The sequence below is a fragment of the Stenotrophomonas beteli genome (assembly GCF_001431665.1).
Classification (GTDB): domain Bacteria; phylum Pseudomonadota; class Gammaproteobacteria; order Xanthomonadales; family Xanthomonadaceae; genus Stenotrophomonas; species Stenotrophomonas beteli.
Genome location: NZ_LLXV01000021.1, coordinates 34,479 through 55,821 on the forward strand (window position 1 = coordinate 34,479; position 21,343 = coordinate 55,821).

15 protein-coding genes are annotated in these 21,343 nt (G+C 60.1%); 6 read left to right on the top strand and 9 right to left on the bottom strand.

Annotated elements, in window-relative coordinates; all coding sequences use genetic code 11:
• Positions 1-601 precede the first annotated feature (601 nt).
• The 7 genes from ARC23_RS04470 to ARC23_RS04495 are packed head-to-tail and all read right to left on the bottom strand — an operon-like array spanning position 602 to position 9,140.
• The gene (locus ARC23_RS04470) at positions 602-2,755 is read right to left on the bottom strand and encodes a peptidase domain-containing ABC transporter (protein ID WP_057496134.1); all 2,154 of its coding nucleotides are present in this window, start codon (positions 2,753-2,755) and stop codon (positions 602-604) included.
• Positions 2,752-3,597: an HlyD family efflux transporter periplasmic adaptor subunit gene (locus tag ARC23_RS04475; RefSeq protein ID WP_057496135.1), complete on the bottom strand. Its 846-nt coding sequence runs from the start codon at positions 3,595-3,597 to the stop codon at positions 2,752-2,754. The genes ARC23_RS04470 and ARC23_RS04475 overlap by 4 nt, the downstream gene beginning before the upstream one ends.
• Positions 3,581-4,864: a hypothetical protein gene (locus tag ARC23_RS04480; protein WP_152985201.1), complete on the bottom strand. Its 1,284-nt coding sequence runs from the start codon at positions 4,862-4,864 to the stop codon at positions 3,581-3,583. Before ARC23_RS04480 ends, ARC23_RS04475 begins: the two co-directional genes overlap by 17 nt.
• Positions 4,852-5,334 carry a toxin-activating lysine-acyltransferase gene (locus ARC23_RS21370; protein WP_080393016.1) on the bottom strand — a complete coding sequence of 161 codons (483 nt, stop codon included), beginning with the start codon at positions 5,332-5,334 and terminating at the stop codon, positions 4,852-4,854. The genes ARC23_RS04480 and ARC23_RS21370 overlap by 13 nt, the downstream gene beginning before the upstream one ends.
• Positions 5,309-7,717, bottom strand: coding sequence for a hypothetical protein (locus ARC23_RS20710; RefSeq protein ID WP_057496137.1), 2,409 nt, complete (start codon positions 7,715-7,717; stop codon positions 5,309-5,311). The genes ARC23_RS21370 and ARC23_RS20710 overlap by 26 nt, the downstream gene beginning before the upstream one ends.
• Before the next feature lie 50 nt (positions 7,718-7,767).
• Positions 7,768-8,511, bottom strand: a complete 744-nt coding sequence (locus ARC23_RS04490) for a hypothetical protein (RefSeq protein ID WP_152985202.1) — start codon at positions 8,509-8,511, stop codon at positions 7,768-7,770.
• Between the two features lie 47 nt (positions 8,512-8,558).
• On the bottom strand, positions 8,559-9,140 hold the full coding sequence (locus ARC23_RS04495) for a hypothetical protein (RefSeq protein ID WP_057496139.1): 582 nt from the start codon (positions 9,138-9,140) through the stop codon (positions 8,559-8,561).
• 597 nt (positions 9,141-9,737) lie between these two features.
• On the opposite strand from ARC23_RS04495, the gene ARC23_RS20315 reads away from it, so the two are divergent.
• Entirely contained in the window at positions 9,738-10,865 is a 1,128-nt protein-coding gene (locus ARC23_RS20315; RefSeq protein WP_203226338.1) for a UvrD-helicase domain-containing protein, read from the top strand.
• Here ARC23_RS20315 and ARC23_RS04505 read toward each other — a convergent pair.
• On the bottom strand, positions 10,781-11,965 hold the full coding sequence (locus ARC23_RS04505; protein WP_057496141.1) for a sensor histidine kinase: 1,185 nt from the start codon (positions 11,963-11,965) through the stop codon (positions 10,781-10,783). The two genes, ARC23_RS20315 and ARC23_RS04505, sit on opposite strands and share 85 nt — an antisense overlap.
• On the bottom strand, positions 11,962-12,693 hold the full coding sequence (locus ARC23_RS04510; protein ID WP_203226340.1) for a response regulator transcription factor: 732 nt from the start codon (positions 12,691-12,693) through the stop codon (positions 11,962-11,964). The genes ARC23_RS04505 and ARC23_RS04510 overlap by 4 nt, the downstream gene beginning before the upstream one ends.
• A gap of 316 nt (positions 12,694-13,009) precedes the next feature.
• Here ARC23_RS04510 and ARC23_RS04515 point away from each other — a divergent pair, with 316 nt between their 5' ends.
• From ARC23_RS04515 to ARC23_RS04535, 5 genes are all read left to right on the top strand, one after another.
• Positions 13,010-14,413, top strand: a complete 1,404-nt coding sequence (locus tag ARC23_RS04515; protein WP_080393017.1) for an efflux transporter outer membrane subunit — start codon at positions 13,010-13,012, stop codon at positions 14,411-14,413.
• 10 nt (positions 14,414-14,423) lie between these two features.
• Positions 14,424-15,215 (top strand): MipA/OmpV family protein, encoded by a 792-nt coding sequence (locus ARC23_RS04520; protein WP_080393018.1) that lies wholly within the window; start codon positions 14,424-14,426, stop codon positions 15,213-15,215.
• Between the two features lie 113 nt (positions 15,216-15,328).
• Positions 15,329-16,330, top strand: coding sequence for an efflux RND transporter periplasmic adaptor subunit (locus ARC23_RS04525; RefSeq protein WP_160321651.1), 1,002 nt, complete (start codon positions 15,329-15,331; stop codon positions 16,328-16,330).
• Positions 16,327-19,389, top strand: coding sequence for an efflux RND transporter permease subunit (locus ARC23_RS04530; protein ID WP_057496144.1), 3,063 nt, complete (start codon positions 16,327-16,329; stop codon positions 19,387-19,389). The genes ARC23_RS04525 and ARC23_RS04530 overlap by 4 nt, the downstream gene beginning before the upstream one ends.
• Complete coding sequence (locus tag ARC23_RS04535) at positions 19,389-21,305, top strand: esterase/lipase family protein (protein ID WP_057496145.1); 1,917 nt, start codon at positions 19,389-19,391, stop codon at positions 21,303-21,305. The genes ARC23_RS04530 and ARC23_RS04535 overlap by 1 nt, the downstream gene beginning before the upstream one ends.
• Positions 21,306-21,343 lie beyond the last annotated feature (38 nt).

Here is a 21,343-nt window from a genome sequence, read left to right on the forward strand (position 1 = left end):
GCCAACGGTAACGCTCACGAAGGTCCCCGCTGGCGTGCCGGGCGTTGACCCAGGAGATGCCAGCCAAGCCCAGGACAGCAGCCAAGACCGCTGCATCCAGCACTGCGGCCAACACCGCGCCCAGGGTGGTCATGCCAGTGCTCCAGCCATGGTTGCCAGGGCGAACCTGGGCAACGATTAGGTCGTAGCCGACGAGAAATCCCTCCAAGCAGGTACGCGTAGCAGGCCAGCTCGGTGACCATAAGCTTGGCGTCGTCGATGGAGAGACCGAAGTGTATCTGAAGGGCAGCATTGAATCCCTATGACCCCAAACTCTCGTCAAGATATGCCGCAAATCGCGAGTCTCCTACGCTTCCGCCTGTTGGCGCAGGTCGCCTTCATTCCCAGATGCCCGGGCGCTCGCAAGGTAGAGTTGACGGTAGGGAAGTAAGCCTCGCCGGGCCCTAACGTCTGGCAGCATAGCGTCCACGGTAGTGCGCATCGCCGAAGCTCATCCTGAAGCGCGGCGAAGGCGCATCTTAAGGAGGCAGTAGCAACTTTGGGCAGAAAGAGGGAGAGACACCTACCGGTCGCTCTCAATGTCTAAGTCCGACTCGCTGCGCTAGCCCTCTATAGGCTCAGGCAAGGAGATCTCTTCATCAACTTTTACCGGAGCGCTGCGTCCGGGTAGCACGCCATCCTTCAGATAGAGGATGCGATCGGCGAAATTGATCGTTTCCAAGCGATGCGCCACAAGGATGATGGTCAGGCCAAGAGCGCGTAAATTGGTAAGCAGTCGCGCCTCCGTTTGAATATCCAGATGGCTTGTCGACTCATCCAACACCAGCACCTTGGGCCTGCGGTAGAGCGCCCTTGCTATCATGATTCGCTGACGCTGCCCGCCGGAGATGGACACCCTGCCACTTCCAAGCTGGGTCTGATACTGCATAGGCATCTTTATGATGTCTTCATGCACACATGCGATCTCGCAACAATCACGAACCAACTCTGTGTCCAGAGAGGGGTCAAAGAAGGATACATTCTCCTCAACACTGCCTTGCAGAAGCTCGTCATCCTGAACAACAAACGACACGATCTCCCGAACTCGGGCCTTTCCCAGTTGCTCGTACTTCAGCCCCCCTAAGAGAAGGCTGCCCTGAGTCGGGCTCACCGTTCCAGCAAGCAATTTGACGACCGTACTCTTACCCGAACCCGACTGCCCGGTTAGGGCCACACAGTCACCAGGGCGCACTGCAAAATCCACGTACTTAAGTATGGGATCGTCGGTCGGACTGTAAGCGAATCCTACATGCTCCAAACAAATTGTCGTATCAGCAGGGACGGGGAGACGGGTGCGCAGAACGTTCGTCTCCTGCGGAGAGTCCACAATTTCCCTAACGCGATCAGCGTGAACCTTGAGAATTCGCCAGTTGACGGCGTAATCGATCAGCCGTGCAGATCGACCCGTAAACTGATCGCAGTAAGCGAGAAATGCGATCAGCATGCCTGCGGTGAGTCCTCCGTTCATGATGAGCTTGGCGCCGAGGAAGATCGTGGCTATCCGTATACCGGAGGTTGTAAGTGTGCTGGCCGATGAAAAGACGAGCTGCACCGAAGCCAATCTTAGAGCGCTGCGCTGATAGTTCGACACCCGATCTACAAACCGTGCGGCCTGCATGGACTGGCGGTTGTTCAGCCGCAGTGTTCCTTGGGCAGCGATGGACTCAATGAACATTGTCTCCTTTCGCGCCTCTTGAGTAATCGCATCCACGTTCGCGTCTGCTAACACCCTGAAAGACAGAAGCTTGATCCCGAGGTAGATAGCGCAACCGGCACACACCACCAGTGCCATCTGTTTGCTATAAATGAACAACACCAGGAGAGTAAATATTGCCAACGCGCCATCCAATGATGCAGCAATGGCCTCGGTGGACACAGCGGACTGAAGGTAGCTCAAACCACCGAAGCGAGAACTGAGGTCACCCGTGCTGCGCCCCTCGAAGTAACGATCCGGCTGTTTTATCAACCGACGGAAAGTGTTGGTGATCCAGCCAACGCTCAACGAAGAGCCAAGGACCGAGATCGCCCAGCTGCGAAACGCAGTTGAAACTGTCTGAAAAACAGAAAGGAACAGGTAGCATCCACATACGATCAGCAGAAGATTGACATCTTCGCTAACCAAAACGGTGTCAACTACCATTTGCAAAAACAAAGGCCCGAACAGGGCGGTTATCTCCAGAACGGCCGAGAACGTCAAGACCGCGATGAAGCTTGTCTTGAACCCCTTGAGGCGCCCTAGTCTCCGCACCAGCGCAAGCGTTCCCTCGTTAGCCCTTGCCTTCGGTACGACGCGGTCGGATGCAAGAATCTCGATGGCAATCCCAGTGAATCGCTCATCAATCTCCCGGCGTCCCACTCTTCGTTTCCCCCTGGCAGGGTCATGAATCACCCAGCCTGAACGCGATACGCGCTCCAGAACCACGAAGTGGTCGCCATCCAGATGAATGATAGCCGGCAGTCGAAGCGATTTTGCTTCATCGCATTCCATCCTGATCGCACGAGCTTGGAGTCCGAACTGATCAGCCGCTTCGAGCAGAGATTTCAGCGCTGTTCCGCGAGACGAACTACGCATTGTCTCGCGAAGCTCTCTCAAGCTCGTTGCATGTCCATAGAACTCCAGGAGCATCGCCAGGCAGGCCGGGCCGCATTCGGAAGCCTCTGCCTGAAGAACCGTCCTAATACTCTTCGACCAACCAAAAACATACTTCTGGCTCATGCCTTTTCGTCCTTGTAGCCAGTCAGCCATCGCAGCAAGGATTTTCGCTCGGCTGGCACTGTCATTCGGAAACCAACTCCAGGCCGAATGAGCTTTCGCACTGGATGTTCAGACAGCACGCCCGAATCGAGGTCCACCAGAAACATAGGCTCTGGAGAGGTCGCCGCTCCAAAGGTTGCGGCAAGTTCGGCCGGGCCCAAGGGCGCTCTGGAAATGCTGCGCACACGTGTTTTGATCGCTTCCATGTCACTCGCTTGGACAGCATCGAATTTCAGATAGACTTCGCTGCCAACAGCCACTTCGGTGATGGAATGCGAGGGAACGAGGGCCTGAAGCCTTATTCCCTCTGAACTGCCCCTGAGCACCGCGATCGGTTGCGCAAACGAGGCCACCGCGCCGGGCCGCACCTGCAGACGATCCACAGCACCACGAAGTGTGCTGGACAGGACAAAGGTCTCCCCCTGCTTGTCCGCAGGGTCTTGGAGCGGGTAAACAAACGCATTGAACGACTCGGGCCGCTCACCAAGCGCCCTACCCGAACCAGAAAGAAGCGCAATCGGCTGCCCAGGCACGACCACGTCCCCCAAACTGACATAGACCTCGTCGACCCTCGCCCCCTGCGAAAAAGGGGACGACACCACGGCACGCTGAACGGATTCCGAAGCGTATCCGGTGAATCTGTCATATCGGGTGTATTTCACACTCGCGGCAGCGCAAACGGCTACGACAATCAGCGAGAGCATAACGAACGAGGCCAGCAACGCGGCTCGTTGTGGCTGGACGATAACGCTACCCAGACCGACCAGGCGTCGTGCGGCGAGAAAATTATCTCTGAACAGCATTGCCCCTTCCCTCATACCCTATCCAACCATCCACTTCCAGTTGTGTAAGGGACGCATCCCCTTGTTGGCTGGACTGGTCTAGCACTTTGAAAAGCGCCTCTTGAACCAGCTCGCGACGATAGCGCGCATTGCCTAAGCCCGACCGGCCCTGATTGAAACCGGCTGGGGTGACTACCCCGTGCATACCCCTAAGGCGCTCAACCAAGCACCGCCACCTGTCCTTGAAATCCTCCGAATGCGAACACTGGAAGGACCTGTAGAAGAACTCTACGGCAGAATGGGCGGCTTCGGATTCAACTGATCCGTCTGCCAGCGCACGCTCCAGCTCATCTAGAACCTGAGCCCTGTAGCTATGCATAAGCGCCTGAACCGACGCTTTCACCTCGACGTATCGGCCCGCGTAATGCCGAATGTGAGCACCAAGCGAACCGATGGTTGTTTGAGCGAAATCGAGTTCATCCCCAAAGCATGGCCCATAGGTTTCATAGGACCGGCGCTTCCAGTTGGAGAGCTTGCGGGATGACCCAAAGTCCACAAGACGCCCATCCATACCCATCACCGATGAGTACCACCCACCATGAAACCACCGCGCAACGTGCGCATGCGCGATTTGCACACCCGCCTTCCTGGCGAAGGAGTCAACGCAATCCTGAGATCCGAATTCAAGTTCCTTCATCCAATCTAAGACGCGGCCAATGTCCCTTAGATGAGCCGTGCTTTGATAGCGCTGGTTGCCTTGCCGGAAGCCCAAAGCGCGCTCCAAGTGGCATGCCCGCGCGACAAAGGGCCGGACCAACAGTGCTCCCCTGTGACGTACACCGTGGCGGTCGACAATGCCATCGCCGGTTTCGATCACAGCGACGGTACGCACGGCCCCCAGTGGAAACTCACGATGAGCCAACTCAGAGAAGATGGCCTCCCGCAGCGCTTCTTCCAAGAACATCCCGCCATGGGAGTGATGCCAGTCAGCGCTTTCGGCGACGAGTTCGGTAGGACCGATGCCTTTTACTTGCATCCCGTTCACGACACCTGCTCTACCACTCCCTCCGAAACGTGTCGTCCCGGAACTGCCGTAGAGATCGACCAGAACCTCATCCTCGCCAGACGGACAAAGCCGCCGTGCAAAACGACTCATAACGAACGAATCAACAGAAGAGTCTGATCGCATCGTCAGGCCGGCCTCAGCGAGTATCTCGGCCGCGTCTGGATTGATCCAAGCCAATGTTGCGCGATCATCCCGCGCCGCTTCTGCTCTCAAGAATCGCATGACTTTCCAAATGCCGTCGCCTTCGCGCCCAGATGGACAGTGCGGAACCGACGGATGCTGCCGTCAGAACGACGGACCAAATAGTTTAGCGCTCCGACATTCGGAAGAACCACCTTCCGAATGTACCCGGCGATAGCGCGCAGACTACCGTCGACGGCGGCAAAATCCATGATCCAAAAGTGCTCTCCGCTCGACCAGTCATGCCGGTCAAACAAGCAATGCGGATCCGTCAGCAGCCGTTCTCTTGCCTGATCGGATAGATAGGCCCAAGTAAAGTAGCCAACCGCGCGCCCGTGGCTATCGTAGAACACGCTGACTTGCGAGAGCTCTACTGCGGGAAAAATCCATACACGCAAAGAGAGAAGAGAGGCCCGCGCGTGCCAACGAGATCGGGAAGCCACATCGAATATCTCCCCAATTCGTTGCGAGTAGGAAAAGTAGTGGTCAGACGGAGCGTTTGTGAAAATCATCTTTCTTGATCAGCAGGAGACGTTCGGCTGGCAGCACCAGCCATCCACAAAAGACTACAAGAGCGACCCAGGTGAGCGACGAGGCTGGCAACAGAAGCATGCTTGCAAAGGAGACCGCGAAAGTAGCGACCTCGGCCCACGAAAAGCCGAGCTTACTTCCGTTGGAAACCTTGCTAGCTGGTGACCATAGAAGTCCCCCTCTATTCGTCACCCAAGCCATGATCGCGCGCCCCCAAGCTGCGCCGGTTACCAAGAATGTTCGCGGGGCTCTGCATACGCGGATTGCCGTTGCGAGTAACAGAAACATGCCACCCATTACCAACAACCGAAGCGTATGACTGATGCCGACATTGGGGGAGTTAGCCACCGCGCGCCAAACCAGGCGGATTGCGCCGGGAAAAAGAAGTATGGCGAGCAGACTCAGCTGACTCGTCGGGTCTGGTCGCCACAAGCTCACGAGTATCAGCGGGAATCCAAGAAAACCACCAAGCCAACCGAGCGTCTGCTGGCAGACCGTTATCGATGCAAGAAGCTTGCGATGCACCCGATCTGATTTTGCCAGGCGGGGAAAGCGCAGCAGATTGAGCATGTCGCCTCGGGCCCATCTTTCATCTCTGCGCGCCAAAGAAGCGGGCGACCGCGGGAATGACTCGAAAATTGCTGCATCGTCTACATAGGTCGGACGGAGCATGAAGGATTCAATCGTGTCGTGACTCAAAGCCTCACTGGCCACTTGCTCATCGCACAGCAGACGATAGGTGCGGGGATCGTAGAGCCCTTTTCCCGTGTAGAGGCACTGCCCGGTCGTATCGTTCTTGGGATCCCTCCAACGAGGCGCTGGCTTATGCGGATTGGCAGCATCCCCGACACAGACCTGAGGAAACCGCCACGGCGTCACGGATGCATCAGCTATATGACCAGAAGGCACCGCCATTCCGTGCCCCCCGCCCATTTCACGCGTTTCCCGGGAAATTTCATTCCAAGGATGGGCGAGGACCCCCGCAAGCCTTTGAATGCAGTCCCGACCTATCTGCGTGTCTTCATCGCAAACAAAGAGATATCGGCAGCGAGAAATATCCTCATAGAAACTCGGAGAAGTAGAACTGAACGGTTCTTCCCCATCGATGATCGCCCGATGCAGGAGGTGAATCTTGCCTAGCTTTCGCCCCTCCCCCATCCAGGCCCCCTCGCTCGAAACGAACATGCGGCGACGGTGGGCGAAGTAGACGGGGCGCCGGTACCGCGCTCCTGCAGCCTCGTTCACCCGCTCAACCATAGCGGCAATCCGCTCGACCGTTGCCGCGTCTTCCTCTCCAGACGGCTCCTCCGGCGAATCGGCCAAGTCAGTTAGCAAGACGAAGCGGACTCCGTCGTCATTTACACTTCTGACGTTCCACAACAGGGTTCGCTCAAGCTGGATCAACTGTTCCTCGCCATGCAGAAGCACCGGAACTGCAACCCACACGGGATCCTCCACACCGGAAAGTGAGTAGTCGTACCGGACAGCTGAGTAGGGCCCGATGCGCCAAGCCTGAAGTTGTTCAGCCAGCCAATAGCAAGTCTCCAGAATCAAAGGGAACGCAAAGATGACCCACAGCACCGAATCTTTCGCCACAGGGAGCGAAGCTGCAATGACGAGGACTGTCAGAAAGGAAAGCGCGAAGGCTCCGACACACACCCAACCTTCTCTGGCCTGTTGGTTGTGATCACCACAGGCTCGCCCAGGTACAACCCCTGTCCTTACCAGCTCCTCAAGTTCCGAGCTGGAGCGGGGCCGCATTTCTTCATCGAAAACAATAGAAATGCGGCTAACCCTTGAGCGCTCGGCCACGGCATCGACAGCAGCGTGACAGCGCACCTTCGACTCCATATCTAGGCACTGGTAGCGATCCCCCAAGCGCTCTCCGAGAGCTTGATCGACACAATCGTGCTTCAGGAAGGCGTCCTGAGCTTCAACGCCCGACGCGTCGGCGATCACTTCTAGGATGTACAGTTGACTGGTGGGGTCCAGGTTCTGTCGGCCGCTTTGGTTGAGCCGCCAATAAAGTACTGCTGCCACGAAGATGAGCGGCGCTCTTCTTGCATCCGCGTGGCGCATACCTCTGCCCACGGCCGATCCACAGAAGGTCGACAGGAATCCATCGAACGATGCGCCCTGCGAGGCACATTGGATTGCGGCGCTCCAAATTTCATCGATCGAACGCGATCTGTTGCGCCAAGCGCTTATCCATGTGCAGGGGAACGCGCGCGCAATAAAGCCTGCTGCTGCGTGGACACGCTCGGCTCCGTCAAATCCTGGCGCCACGTCCATCGCCATGCCACAAGCTTCCTCAATGACACGCAAGGCGGCATAAGCACGCCTCGCGCCAGCCATTTCCTCCATTTCAAAATCCTTCCTTGGAGCTTGACCTTATCGCCTGACAGTCGGCTCGCTTAGTCGCAGTTGCCCTTGGTACCCGCCCGGTAGCGGTCAAGGGCTTTCAGCCCATAAGTCTCCGCATCGGCCTCTTTGTCAAGCCCGACAAACAACTGCGGATACCGCGCCTGGTAAGCGTGCTGATACTCATGAGCCGCGACGAAGATCGCATTCTCCTCCGCGGTCAATGCACCCAGCGGCCGTCCCTGTTCCTGAAGTTCACCTGCGTCGTTGTAGTACCGATGGGAACGCGTCCCATCGGGCGTCGCCTTGAATGCATCAACAAACAGCATTGCGTTGGCACGGGTGTATGAGCCGTCGGGCTGGTAGGAGTTAGGATCTACGTATAAGGCGCCTCTGATCCGCTGGTAGCCATCAGGAACCTCAGGGCTGTCGCTTCTGAACTCATAGGTCTCCTGTCCGATCTGCTTGTTTGCGTGCGCATTAACGATTACCACGCGAACGTTCGCAGTGTCTGCATGACCCGGCTCCGCCACTGCGGCCACCTTGCACTCCATCTTGTCTGCACGCGGAAGCGTCGAGGGGTCAACGGCATGGTGAACAACGCCATATCCAGAGCCTGATGATCCGCCTGATTGCCCCCCGCTACTCTCAGAGTAGCCCGGGCCATAGCTGAAATAGCCGCCGACATTGAACGTGCTGAAGGTTGGACCATGCACGGTGACCCGATTCAGCGTGAGCCCCACGCTTGAATCACCTCCGAACACCTCGTCCAACTCTTGATCAGTAAGAATTCTCATCGTACTCCTCCATGAATGACAGTTTTGAGTTCACTTCATCAATGCTGCTAGTCGCACAACTTGGTGAATGAGGTAGATTCCGAGTAAGTTCCGTGGAACTGGGACTGAAACTTGCGTCCGGCGTCCTCATCCAGCCGCTTCAGAATGGCTGGATCGGAGATTTGAGCGCCGTAGCGGGCAGCATCGTAGCCAAACGTTTGCGACATTGCTGCGTCTTCGCTCCCCAACTGCATAAGCCTTGAGATTTCATAGGCTTTCTGCGCTCCCAGAGAGAGGCGCGAAGTCATGCCTGCCTCAGAGTTGAGCGCGGATGCGGCGGCGCGAACCATCGGCCAGCTCCCAAGCTCGATTCCGCTCTCCACGAGGGCGGGCGCGTTTGTAGAGTAGATTTCGGAAAGGCGCTGAAAGGCCGGCGAGCTTTCGTCCGGCACCGCCCAAGGGGCCACGACAAAGCAGGCGGCCGCCATTCTGTCGCCGGCCAGGGCATTTTCAAGCGCCGAGAGGTAGATCTGCTGCGAGGCCTGCTCCCGGGTAGCTTCCCGCTCCCAACCAGCACACTCCTCTCTCCGCTCCTCCAGCATGGCAACGCGCTCGAGGTACCTTGCTCGAACATCTGGGTCGAGCTGCATCAGCTTTTCTGGCTTTGACCGAACGGAATTCGGATCAATCCTCTGGTTCTCAAAAAAATCTTCGAACTGCCGACGCGCTTCGCACCGCCGTACGTACCTGTAAGTGGCCTCGTAAGACACCAACGCGCTCTGAGGAAGACCATTCCGAGGAAAACTGGAGTCCCCCGAAGGGCCAGACTTCCATCCCTTGCTGGAAGAAGCGGAGGGTAGACCCCCAACGTTCTCAGCACGCACCCGAGGGGCTTCATCAGTAGCGCTTCCGCCCTGTTCGGCGCTCGATACAGTCACCATCGTGATGCCGCCCAAGAGAACAACCGTGCCCAGCGCGGCAAACAGTGCAACCTTTTTTTGTCCCACCATACTCTCCCAACGATCCCTGTTCTTGATGGCGCTACTGATCAGCCATCATTGGCCGATCGTACATCAGTACTTCCATCTCGGTTGTTAATCATGCATTGCGATGCGCCGTGATGCGCCTGCAAAACAGCCAAACCTGCTTGGCGTTCCGCGCTGACAAATGCGGGCAAACACAGCCGCAGACACGACGTATCATGACGTGGTCGGCTTGTCACATTACTGTTGGATGATTGCAAGGGAATGGGCCGCGTCGTGGGTCGGCCGGCACGTAACGGGTTCGTCGGATTGGCGCTTGCGCTTGGAGGGCCTGGAGCTCGTCTTGGCGCTGGACGGTCGCACCCACGGCTCAACGTCGAAGACGAGGCCACTTACTACATCAATGCCGGCACCTTCTGGACTGACATCACATTTCATCCGGGGCGGCACGGGGAAGTGAAGGCCGACGGGTTGCCCAACGCCCAGGGCGCCGCCTTGGTTCAAGCGCTGAACGTGGTGTTGAGGGAGAAGCGCCTGCGGGAGGACGTGGCGTTCCTCCAAGGCGTGCAGCGCACGATAGACGCGTGGCTGGACCACAAGGCAGAACAAGAGCGAGCCTGCTTCGAGCAGCGCCGCTGGTTCACCCACGAGCAGCAGGAGGACTTTCTCGCTGCCCGCCCCACGGTTGATCCAGCCGCCCTCCGATCGCGCCTGAAGAAACCGGGCGTGGCGGTCCGGTTGGGACCAGCTGCCCAGGCGATCGCACGCTCGCTGGCCGCTTGGGAAGCCGACCACCGTCCGGCTTGGGCCGCGCTCAACGCCGCCCACATGGAACGCGAATTGGTGGCCTGCAAAGAATTGCTGGACAGGGTGGAGAGCAAACCGCTCACCCCAGAACAGGCAAGGGCCGACGCGTGCTTCGACAACCGCGTGCAGGTGGTGGCTTCGGCCGGCTCGGGCAAGACTTCCATGATGGTGGCCAAGGCGGCCTACGCCATCCACCGCGGGTTCGTGGATCCCAAGCGAATCGTCCTGCTGGCGTTCAACACGGTAATGACTGCGATTGGTCACCACCACTATTCACGCAAGCCTTCTCGATTGTTCCCCCACCTGACCGCCGGCTTGAACCGCAAGACGGGTGAATCGAACCAGCGCTACAGCCAAGCGACGCTCAACCACTTCAGCACCTACCTGAAGAGCCTAGGTTTCGGGAAGCCGACGCTATGCACTTCTGCGACCGCCTCGATGGTCACGCTGAAGCTGCGACATGGGCTGAACCTTCGCACCGCCCTCTGGCACTGCCCCGCTCAGTGGGCCCGGTCTCGGTTGATCGAGACCACCACCTCCAAGCCTCCCTCCATGCGATTCCGGACTGTCAGCACGCCACCGTGAGCAGCGCATATGGCGCCCGCAATGGAGAGGCCAAGTCCGGAGCCACCCGAGTGCCGGGCCCTGGACCGATCCGCCCTCCAAAAGCGGTCCTGGACACGCGGGAGGTCGGCCTCGTCGACCCCTGGGCCACGGTCGCCAACAATGAGCGTCACCCGCGTCCCCTCCTGCCTGAGCGATACGTCCATGACGCCGCCGCTGGATGCATACCGCAGCAGGTTGTCCACCACGATGGTCACCACTTGGCCCATCCGCAGCCGGTCGGCCTGGACCTCGATGCCGGCGTCCAGATCCAACTGGCATGCAACCCCAGCAGCTTGGAGTTCCAGTTCCACCCACTGAATGCGCTCGAGCACCAGATCTGCGAGCACAAACCGCTCTTCTTCCAAGCTCAGGGCCCCAGCCCGCGCCATCGACAGCAGATGGAGGTCGCCAACGATGCGATTGATCTGGTCCAGCTGCCGGTGAACCAGCAAGAGTTGATCATTGGAGTGCGGAAAAACATCGTCCACCATCCCTTGAATGCGCCCCATCGCAGCGTTCAACGGGGTCCTGAGCTCGTGGGCCAGCATCGCACTGGAGTCCCTGATCTCCCGCTCATACTGCTCCAGGCGAGATGACATCTCGTTGAAATCGTCGGCCAGGCCGGCCAGCTCCTGGGGGGCATGCGGACTCACCGCTGCCCGCGCCGAGAAGTCCCCCTCGGCCACCTGCCTCGCCGCTTTTGCCACTGAGCTGAATTGGCGCGATAGCGGGCGAGACATCATGAAGCCAAAGACGAAGATGAAAGGAACGGATGTCACCAGCAACGCGAGAAGGGTGAACCAATCGGGATTTCGCAGGCCCGGCAAGAAGTTCTCGATGGCGTAATTGGCTTGGAACAGCGCCCATAGCCGCGCTTCATCCAAATGCGGATCTGCCACAAGCCGCCGCACTTCTTGCTGAACCTGGGGCGGTAGCGTGCTGAGGATGCGCTCATCCTTCAGCTGGAAATGCAGCCACATCCCAAGCGCTACGCAGCTCACTGCCCCCACGGCCAGCCCGCTCATTCGAAGGCCGACCCAAGTCCATAGCGAGCTGGGCGCTCGGCGGTCAAGCTTCATTGGAACCGGTATCCCACGCCGCGCACCGTCACCAGAACACCGGTAATCCCGTGGTGCTCGAGCTTCTTGCGAATGTTGTGGACATGCGTGTCGACCACGCGATTCAGCGAATCGCTGGTGGCGGCAACCCCTTCCAGCAGCTCTGCGCGTGTGAAGGCCTTGAAGGGGGTGCGCAGGAGTGCATAAAGGATGTTGAATTCGGTGGGAGTCAGCTCGACGACGGACGGAGACCCCGAGGCTTCCGCTTCAACCAGCACCCTTACGGCCTCTCCGTCTACGGTGAGCCGCCCGTGCTGGAGGACCTTTTCCTTTCCTCGACCAGGCACCACCCGGCGCAGCACGGCATGAACCCGAGCCACAACCTCGCGAGGGCTGTAGGGCTTGACCACGTAGTCGTCTGCTCCGTATCGCAGGGCACCTAGCTTGTCCGGCTCGTCCCCGACGGCGGTCACCATGATCACGGGCGTGTCCCCCGCTTTGCGAATGGCCGACAGCACGTCAATGCCGCTCATCTTCGGCAGCATGATATCCAGTAGGACTAAGTGGGGACGCCACTGCGCGAAAAGCTCCAAGGCCTGCAGGCCATCGTGGGCCACCGCCACAAAAAAACCCTCCTTGCGAAGGTAGGCCTCCAGGATACTGGCGCCGTCCGCGTCGTCCTCAACGACCAGGACGCGCTTGTCGTTCGAGGGGATGGGAGCCGAATTCATAGAATCCGAAAAAGTCATTGATGAAATCTTGATATTTGGGCGGAAACCGTCGAAACGGCGCGCCATTCTTACCACTACACCGGCGCGTCTGCCACCAAGACGTTGCAGATCGTCACGATCTTCAGCATGTCGGTTCAGAAACGACGCTCGCAGCTGAGGAAGCTGCGCTTTTTTTTGAGGCTTGATCGAATCTCAACAAAGAGCACAAAGAACCTTGAGGAGAGGCCTTCAAGCTTCCCGCACTTCTCTGGCGAACGTTGGTTAATCCGTGATTACTTGCTCGGCCTTCCGCTGGTTCAGACCAGCTCTGGTGAGTTCGGCAGCTGTCTTAGGGATGGCTGCGTTGGCAGGGTGCTCTTTGTCCCCCCGATACGTCCGTCCCGCCGCCGTCGTTCCCGAACAGCTCAACTCTACGACTGTTTCGCCTACCAACGGAGCGCGTTGCTCGGAGCGGATGCGCGGGGAAGACATTGGTTTTGTCCGGGCGACGGTCAAGGGCGGCCAGTTGGACACCATGATCAATGCGGCGCTGTGTCGCAGCCCCGACTACCGGCTTGCAGAGCTCAACGTGCGACTCGCGCGAGCGCAGGCCGGTCAGAGCAACAGTGCACGATTGCCACGGCTGGATGGGCAAATCGTCAAAAGCAAACAGCGATTCGGCGATCCAGCGTTGGACGAGCGCTACCAGCAGGATCTGTCCATGGCGACCGTCGGACTGTCAGAGTTCGATCCTGACTTCTTTGGGCGCCTCAGGTCGCTTGCCGCTGCCGACGGGCTCCGGTGGGAAGCTTCTCAGCACGGCCGCGACGCGGCCCGGGGAGCGCTCATTGGCGAAACGCTTCGCGCCTACGTCCTCTACTCTGCGGCCAAAGAAGCCGAAGCCCAGGCCGGGGTAGTAGCCAGCAGCGCTCGAGAACAGCTCCGCCTTGCAGAGCGCCGACAAGCGCTTGGCATGATCGCCTCCGACGATCTTCGCGACGCGGAGAGCTTGGCTGCACAAGCGGATGCAAACGCGGCCAAGGCTGCAGAGGCATCAAAGGCCCAAGAGCGGGCCCTGCGATTTCTGGTTGGATTTGACTCAGCGCTGCCAAAACCAAACCTGTCGCTATTCGTCGACGGCTCGGGTGACGCGGTCCGTTACGGTGGTTTGGATTCTTCCGTGCTCTACCAGCGCCCCGAGGTGCTTGAGGCAGAAGCCCAGTTGCAAGCAGCTCACGCTGACATCGGCGCCGCACGCGCGGCCTTCTTCCCGTCCATCCAACTCACCACCTCCCTTGGCTCGGCCAGCGAGAGTTTGGGTGGCCTCTTCTCTGCCTCGAAAGCTTGGACGTTCACCCCCAGCCTGCGGCTTCCCATTTTCGACTTCGGTCGGAACAAGCAGGCGCTGGATCTCGCATGGATCCGTCAAAAGCAAGGGGTCGTGCAGTACGAGAAGGCCGTCCAACGCGCGTTTGTCGATGTCGCCGATGCCCTTGGCAGCCGAAGCCAGGCCGAGCAGGCCTACACCGCAGCTCGCAAGAAGGAGCTCGCTGCGGTCGGGAAGACGGGCCGACTGATCCAACGAATTGATGCAGGCCTGCAAGACGCCATGGACCGACCGCAGGCCGAGATTGACGCGGCCAATGCCACGGCCGACCGCGTCGCTGCTCAGCAGGACTTTGCCCTTTCCCGGATCGCTCTGTCGCACGCGTTCTATGCCACGGCTCCTGCCCGTCCCTCCCCTTCCGACTCCCACTGAGGTTTCCAATATGATCACCAAGACCAAATCAACCGTCCTGCTTGGATTGGCCGTGCTTCTGGCGGCACCGGCCGCTCACGCCGGCGGCCTGTGGGGCGACAAGATGGAGGCCACTTTTGGGGCCGGCGTGCTCTACGGCCCGCTCTACGCGGGCTCGGATGAGAGCCAAGCGATCCTTGTCCCCGTGCTGTCCGTTCAGCGGGGCATCCTCTTCGCCGACTCGACCCGCGGGGCGGGCCTGCAGTATCAGTTTGGCAATGGCCTCTATCTCTCCCAGTCGATCTACTACGACTTGGGCCGCTTGGAGAGGGACAGCTCATGGCGCCCTGGCTCAGATTCCTTGAAGGGCATGGGCCGCGTTCCAGGCTCGGTCACCACGAAGACCATGCTGGTTCAACCCTTGGGCGATCGCTTCAATGTCTCAGCGGAAGCGGAATACGCCCTGCGATCTTCGGCGCACCGTCTTCGCTACCGCGTGGGGGCGGAAGCAAAGCTCTTCAACGGCGATGCCAACGACGTGTTTCTCACAGCAGATGTGCACGGCGGCGATCGGGATTTCAACCAAGCCTACTACGGGGTCAGCATCGCTCAGGCGGACGCTACCGGACGCCGGGCGTTCTCTGCCGACTCGGGCATCAATGCCTACGCCGCCGGCGTTCGCTGGGAGCACAAGTTCGGCGACCGTTGGATGGGCATCGCGCAGATCAATGCGATGCGCTACGCGCACGACGTGAGCGGCAGCTCCATCATTGAGCGGCGCAACAGCGTCTTCGGGAACGTGGCCCTCACCTACACCTACTGAGACAGAAAATGGCCTTCCTCCCACCGCTATCGATGCGCGCCCTTCTCGCCCTCTCCCTCGCCGGGCTGTCCGCCTGCAGCCAAGAGCCCACGCCGCCCGCGCCGGTCCGAAGCGTGAAGGTTGAAACGGCAGAGCGAGGGTCACGCACCTCGGCTGAGTTCATCGGCACGGTTCGCCGGTCCTCCAGGGCGCAGCTCAGTTTTGAGCAGGCGGGACGGATCAAAGCAATCCATGTCGATATCGGCGACGCGATTGCCAAAGGCCAAGTTCTCGCAGTCTTGGACCCACTTCCCGTCCAGCAACAGTTCGCCCGGGCCAGCGCCCAACTGAACGCGGCCCGCGCAGCGCTGGCCGAACGCCAGCTTCAGTTCAACCAACAAGAAGCGATGTTCAAGGACGGTGCCGTTGCGCAGGTCAGCTTGACTCAGGCTCGCGCCGCCTTGGAAGCGTCCAAGGCGGAACTCAATAGTGCTCAGGCCGATGTGACCCTGGCTCAGCGCGCGGTCGATCACAGCGTCATCCGAGCGCCATTTGACGGGCAAGTCATCGCTCGCCACAGCGAACCGACCGTTGACGTCACCGCAGGCCAAGCGATTCTGGACGTGCAGGGCAGCGGGCAGACGGAAGTTGCAGCCGACGTACCGGCCCACCTCGCCAAGGCCCTCCAGGCGGGGGCCACAGCATCCGCACGGCAGGACGGCAACGTGCTGGTCCCACTGACTCTGCGTTCGGTTGCACAGCACGAATCGACCGCAGGAACTGTGCCGGTTCTCCTGGAAGCTGCGGACGGTGGCGCGCCCCTGCTTCCCGGCTCACTGATTCACGTATTGGTTCAGGTCGACAACGCGAACAAGGCCCTGACGGTGCCGCTCTCAAGCCTCGTCCCCAGCAGCACCGCCGGCGCGGCGGATGTCTTTGTTTTCTCCGCGGCTCATCAGACCGTGAAGAAAGTTCGCGTTCGCGTCGGCAGCTACCAGGGAAGCCAAGTCGAAATCCTCGGAGGGTTGGCCGAAGACGCTGTGATCGTCACGGCGGGGGCCAGCTACCTCACGGATGGTCAGAAGGTTCGGCCTTACAAAAGCCAGTCCCAGCTCGAACAAGGGGAAACCCGATGAACCTTACCCAGTCGGCGATAAAATCCAGCCGTCTGACGGTGTTCGCCTGCCTGCTGCTTCTGTTCGGCGGCATCTTCACCTTCTTTGGCTTTCCTTCTCAAGAAGAACCGTCCGTCACCATCCGTGAAGCGCTCGTGTCCGCTGCCCTGCCGGGCCTGCCCAGCGAGGAAGTGGAAGAGCGCATTGCCAAGCCGCTGGAGGAGCGGCTGCGAGAGGTGGCCGGCATCAAGCGAGTCGTGTCGACCATCCGTCCTGGCAGTGCCCTGATCCAATTGACGGCGCAGGACAGCGTCGATGATTTGCCCACCCTTTGGCAGCGTGTGCGCGCCAAGGCAGCTGAGGCCAGCGCCGAACTGCCGCCGGGCACTCAAGGGCCACTGGTGGACGACGACTTCGGACGCGTCGCCGTGGCCTCCATTGCGGTGACCGCCCCCGGATTCAGCACAAGCGAAATGATGGGACCGCTGCGCGCCATGCGGGAAGAGCTCTATCGTCTGCCGGGCGTCGAGCGGGTGACCATGTACGGACTGCAGGAAGACCGGGTTTACGTGGACTTCGACAGGTCCAAGCTGGCCTCGACCGGCGCCACCCCCAACGGGATCATCGATCAACTCAGGGACAAGAATGTTCTTTCGCCGGGCGGGGAAGCCATTGCCGCCGGTCTCTCGCTGACCCTTTCTGCCGACAGCCAGGTCCGCAGCGCCCACGATCTGGCCGACGTGTTGGTCAGCGTGCCCAATGCCAAGGAGAGCCAAGTCATCCGGCTGGGGGATCTGGCCGATGTTCGGATTCTGCCACCGGACCCGCCGGAGGGAGGCGCGCTCTACAAAGGGAAGCCTGCCATCGTCGTGGCCGTCTCTATGGCCAAGGGCTACAGCATAGAAACCTTCGGCAAGGACTTGCGTGCAGCGTTGGATCGCACCCAGTCGGCCCTGCCGGTCGGCTTCGAGCAGCACGTGGTGACGTTCCAGCCGGACGTGGTGGAACGCGAAATGGGCAAGATGCACCACGTCATGGGGGAGACCGTGGTCATCGTCATGGCGGTCGTCATGCTTTTCCTAGGCTGGAGGACCGGGCTCATCGTTGGAGCTATTGTCCCGCTGACCATCCTTGGCTCGTTGGTGGCAATGCGCGCGCTCGGCGTGGAACTCCAAACGGTGTCGATCGCCGCCATCATCCTGGCACTGGGACTGCTGGTCGACAACGGCATTGTCATTGCCGAAGACATTGAGCGCCGCCTTGCACATGGCCAGGAGCGGATAAGCGCCTGCGTGGACGCTGGAAGGACGCTGGCCATTCCGCTTCTCACGTCCTCGCTGGTGATCATCCTGGCGTTCTCCCCGTTCTTCTTTGGTCAGACCTCCACAAACGAATACCTGCGATCCCTGGCGATCGTCTTGGCCGTCACGCTGCTGGGCTCCTGGATCTTGAGCATCACAGTGACGCCCCTGCTGTGCATCCGATTCGCCAAGGTCCACGTCCACGCTGAGGATGACGGTCAGTATCAGAGCCGGCTTTACAAAGGCTACAGTCGCATCATCGCCAAGGTGTTGGACCACAAAGTGGTCTTCATGGGGACGATGGCAGCGCTGCTGGCCGGTGCACTGGTCATCCTGACGTCGCTGCCCTACGACTTCCTGCCGAAGTCGGATCGCCTACAGTTCCAGATGCCAGTCACGCTGGAGCCAGGCGCGGCATCGACTGAAACCAGAAAAGTGGTTACAGAACTCAGCGCTTGGTTTGCTGACAGAAAGCAGAACCCGGAAGTCACTGAGAGCATCGGCTACGTTGCCGACGGCGGACCGCGGATCGTGCTGGGCCTGACACCGCCGCTTCCTGCGTCCAACGTGGGCTACTTCACCGTGAGCGTTGCCCAGGGGACGGATATCGATGCTGTGATCCGCCGTGCCCGGGAGCACGTTCTGGCTGCCTATCCAACGGTGCGTGCCGATCCCAAACGGTTTTCCCTCGGCACAACGGAAGCCGGCGTGGCCGTCTATCGGATCTATGGGCCAGACGAGGATGAACTGCGCCGCATCGGTGAGGAAGTGAGCGCTAAACTCGCGACGCTCGGCGGCACGCAGGATGTCTACGACGATTGGGGAAAGCGCACCCCTAGCTACACCATCAAGGTAAACGCGGCCAATTCGAAAGCGGCGGGCGTGAGCAACAACGATATCGCCGAGTCGCTGCGCTACCGCTACAGCGGCGCCGAGGCCACCCGCCTCCACAGCGATGGCACGGCCACGCCCGTCATCCTGCGCTCCACTGCCAGCGAGCGAGCACCGACGGCTCGTCCCGAGGACACCTTGGTCTATTCCAGCGCGTCTGGAAAGGCATTGCCGTTGGGCGCGATTGCCACGGTCGAAGCGTCCAGTGAGCCGTCCACGATCGTGCGCCGCAACTTGATGCGGTCGCTGACAGTCACGGGCAAGAACCCCGGGATGACCACCAGCGAAATTGTTGCCGCCCTCAAGCCCGAGATCGCAGCCATCAAGCTGCCGCCCGGTTACCGAATTGAGCTGGGAGGCGAGATGGAGGATGCGGCGGAGGCCAACGACGCCTTGCTGGGCTTCATGCCGCACGCGCTCGGCGCCATCCTTCTGCTGTTCGTTTGGCAGTTCAACTCGTTCCGCAAGGCGTTCATCGTCATCGCCAGCATTCCGTTTGTCCTCATCGGCGCCTCGTTGGCACTGTTGGTCACCGGCTACCCGTTCGGCTTCATGGCCACGTTTGGGTTGCTTGCGTTGGCCGGCATCATCGTCAACAACGCAGTCCTGCTGCTGGAGCGCATTGAGGCTGAGCTTGAAGAGGGGCTGCCAAGGCGCGAGGCGGTCGTATCGGCGGCGGTGAAGCGGCTCCGCCCGATCCTCATGACCAAGCTCACCTGCATCGTCGGCCTGGTGCCCTTGATGCTGTTCGCCGGCCCGCTGTGGACTGGCATGGCGATCACCATGATCGGGGGCTTGGCACTGGGAACCCTCGTGACGTTGGGCCTCATTCCAGCCCTATACGACTGGCTGTTCAGCCTTCGTATCCGGCCGGAGGATGCGCGCTGATGGCGCAGAACACCATTCGCGTCGCCGCTGTGCTGTGCGCCGCACTTTTGAGCGGTTGCGCCATGGTCAAAATCAAGAACGTGTCCCCAGAGCGCTACTTCGAGCAACGTCGGGGCGACATCCTGAGCACCGGGGAACTCAGCCCCGCCACGCGGCAGGAGATGGGCCTGCTTTCCTTGGACACGAAGGCCTGCTTGTCGGCGCCCGAGCCCTGCTCTGGCACCCTCACCGGGTCGGAGGAAATCAAGTCCGCAGACTCGTTGGCCGCCGCGGCGGAGCTGTGGGTTGCCCACGCCGCCGAGCTGTCCCGAACGTCGCCGGACAGTGATCGGACGATGGACGCTTGGTTGAAGGCCGCCCGCTACTCCTACGCCTACTTCCTGGTCTTCCAGCAGAATGCCTCACGCTTGGCGCCCCGCGATCGCGATACCCAAATTCGGGACTATTACAACTACGCCGTGGAGAACGTCACAGCAAGCCTGTTCCGACGCTATCGGCGGGGAGAACACTCCAATCTGACGAGTGAGAGCCTCCCCACGCCAGCAGGTTGGAGCCTGAAGCTCGACATGTCGGGCCTGCGCGAGATTGGTGACGTTCCCATCCCCAGAGAACTTCTGGCTGCCTCCAGTATTGGGTTCGGCGGGATCCGGAATGCCTACCGCCGCGATGGCTTTGGAGCGGAAATGGTGGCCGCACTGCCCCCAGGTACGTCCAGTCCTCAACGGTCGCTCGTGTCGGACTTTCCGTTGGCCGGGGGCTATAGCGCGATGCCAACCCCCAACGTCACGTGCTTGTTGGACTTCCACGGCGATGACGTGCAGCAGGTGCTTGCGTCACGTTCGGCGACCCTCAGGGCGTTCGATCCACTGTTGGAGAGCGCGGCCGCCATCAAGGGAGAGAACGTGCCCCTGGCCGCCAACTTCACTGCCGGCTACGGCGTATGGTTGGCACGCTCCAACTTCGCCACCGAGGCCATCCGCACGCTCTTGGACATGGACAAGAGCTTGGACAAGCCGCACCTCTACATGCTGCAGCCGTTCGACCCAAACCGGCGAGTGGTTCTGATGTTGCATGGCTTGGCCAGCAGCCCTGAGGCGTGGGTCAATACTGCTAATGATGTGCTTGGCGACGATGATCTCAGGGCCCGTTACCAGGTCTGGCTGATGTATTACCCCACCAACCTGCCGCTTCCCTACAACCATCAAGCGATCCGGGAGACCGTCCTGAAGACACTGAAGGACATGGATCCTTCCGGTGCCGCAAAGGCCTCTCATGGAATGGTCGTGGTTGGGCACAGCATGGGCGGGCTGTTGACACGGCTAATGGTTTCTTCAAGCAATGGCACTCATCTGCTTGACCAGACCCTGCAGGAGCTCAGGAGCAAGGGTGACGACGCCAGTAAAGTGCGCGAGGAGCTGGCCCCACTCCTGGAGTTCGATCCGATGCCTGAAGTGCGACGGGCAGTCTTCATCGCCACCCCGCACTTGGGAACGCCATCTGCGGAAGGCGTGCTTGCCGCGATCGTCTCCCGGCTGTCCTCGATCCCTCAAGGGCTCTCCACACGTTACAGTGCCAGCGCGGCCGTCATGGCGGCCGTATCGGGCCGCCTCCCAGTGAGCATTGACAACCTCAAGGAAAGCGACCCCTTTGTAAAAGACATCGCCGAGCTTCCGATCTCCCCGGACGTGGTCTACCACTCCATCATTGCTGTGAAGAACCCAACGAACTTGGCCACCGCAACGGATGGCTTCGTTCCCTACCGAAGCGCACACCTGGCCAGCGCTGCTTCGGAAAAGGTCATCGTGAGTGGTCACAGCGTGCAGCAGACACCAGAGGCCGTTCTGGAACTGCGGCGTATCCTGCGCATGGACGCGGGGTTGGAAGCGCCACAATCCGAGCCAGCTCGCTCGGAGTAAGAAAGCTAGCGCTCTTGGCAAAGTGGCCCCATGTTGGG

Bases quoted from the DNA above. Each gene is read 5' to 3' on its own strand.
- ARC23_RS04470 (WP_057496134.1), bottom strand. From the start codon at position 2,755: ATGAGCCAGAAGTATGTTTTTGGTTGGTCGAAGAGTATTAGGACGGTT.
- ARC23_RS04475 (WP_057496135.1), bottom strand. From the start codon at position 3,597: ATGCTGTTCAGAGATAATTTTCTCGCCGCACGACGCCTGGTCGGTCTG.
- ARC23_RS04480 (WP_152985201.1), bottom strand. From the start codon at position 4,864: ATGCGATTCTTGAGAGCAGAAGCGGCGCGGGATGATCGCGCAACATTG.
- ARC23_RS21370 (WP_080393016.1), bottom strand. From the start codon at position 5,334: ATGATTTTCACAAACGCTCCGTCTGACCACTACTTTTCCTACTCGCAA.
- ARC23_RS20710 (WP_057496137.1), bottom strand. From the start codon at position 7,717: ATGGAGGAAATGGCTGGCGCGAGGCGTGCTTATGCCGCCTTGCGTGTC.
- ARC23_RS04490 (WP_152985202.1), bottom strand. From the start codon at position 8,511: ATGAGAATTCTTACTGATCAAGAGTTGGACGAGGTGTTCGGAGGTGAT.
- ARC23_RS04495 (WP_057496139.1), bottom strand. From the start codon at position 9,140: ATGCAGCTCGACCCAGATGTTCGAGCAAGGTACCTCGAGCGCGTTGCC.
- ARC23_RS20315 (WP_203226338.1), top strand. From the start codon at position 9,738: ATGGGCCGCGTCGTGGGTCGGCCGGCACGTAACGGGTTCGTCGGATTG.
- ARC23_RS04505 (WP_057496141.1), bottom strand. From the start codon at position 11,965: ATGAAGCTTGACCGCCGAGCGCCCAGCTCGCTATGGACTTGGGTCGGC.
- ARC23_RS04510 (WP_203226340.1), bottom strand. From the start codon at position 12,693: ATGACTTTTTCGGATTCTATGAATTCGGCTCCCATCCCCTCGAACGAC.
- ARC23_RS04515 (WP_080393017.1), top strand. From the start codon at position 13,010: ATGGCTGCGTTGGCAGGGTGCTCTTTGTCCCCCCGATACGTCCGTCCC.
- ARC23_RS04520 (WP_080393018.1), top strand. From the start codon at position 14,424: ATGATCACCAAGACCAAATCAACCGTCCTGCTTGGATTGGCCGTGCTT.
- ARC23_RS04530 (WP_057496144.1), top strand. From the start codon at position 16,327: ATGAACCTTACCCAGTCGGCGATAAAATCCAGCCGTCTGACGGTGTTC.
- ARC23_RS04535 (WP_057496145.1), top strand. From the start codon at position 19,389: ATGGCGCAGAACACCATTCGCGTCGCCGCTGTGCTGTGCGCCGCACTT.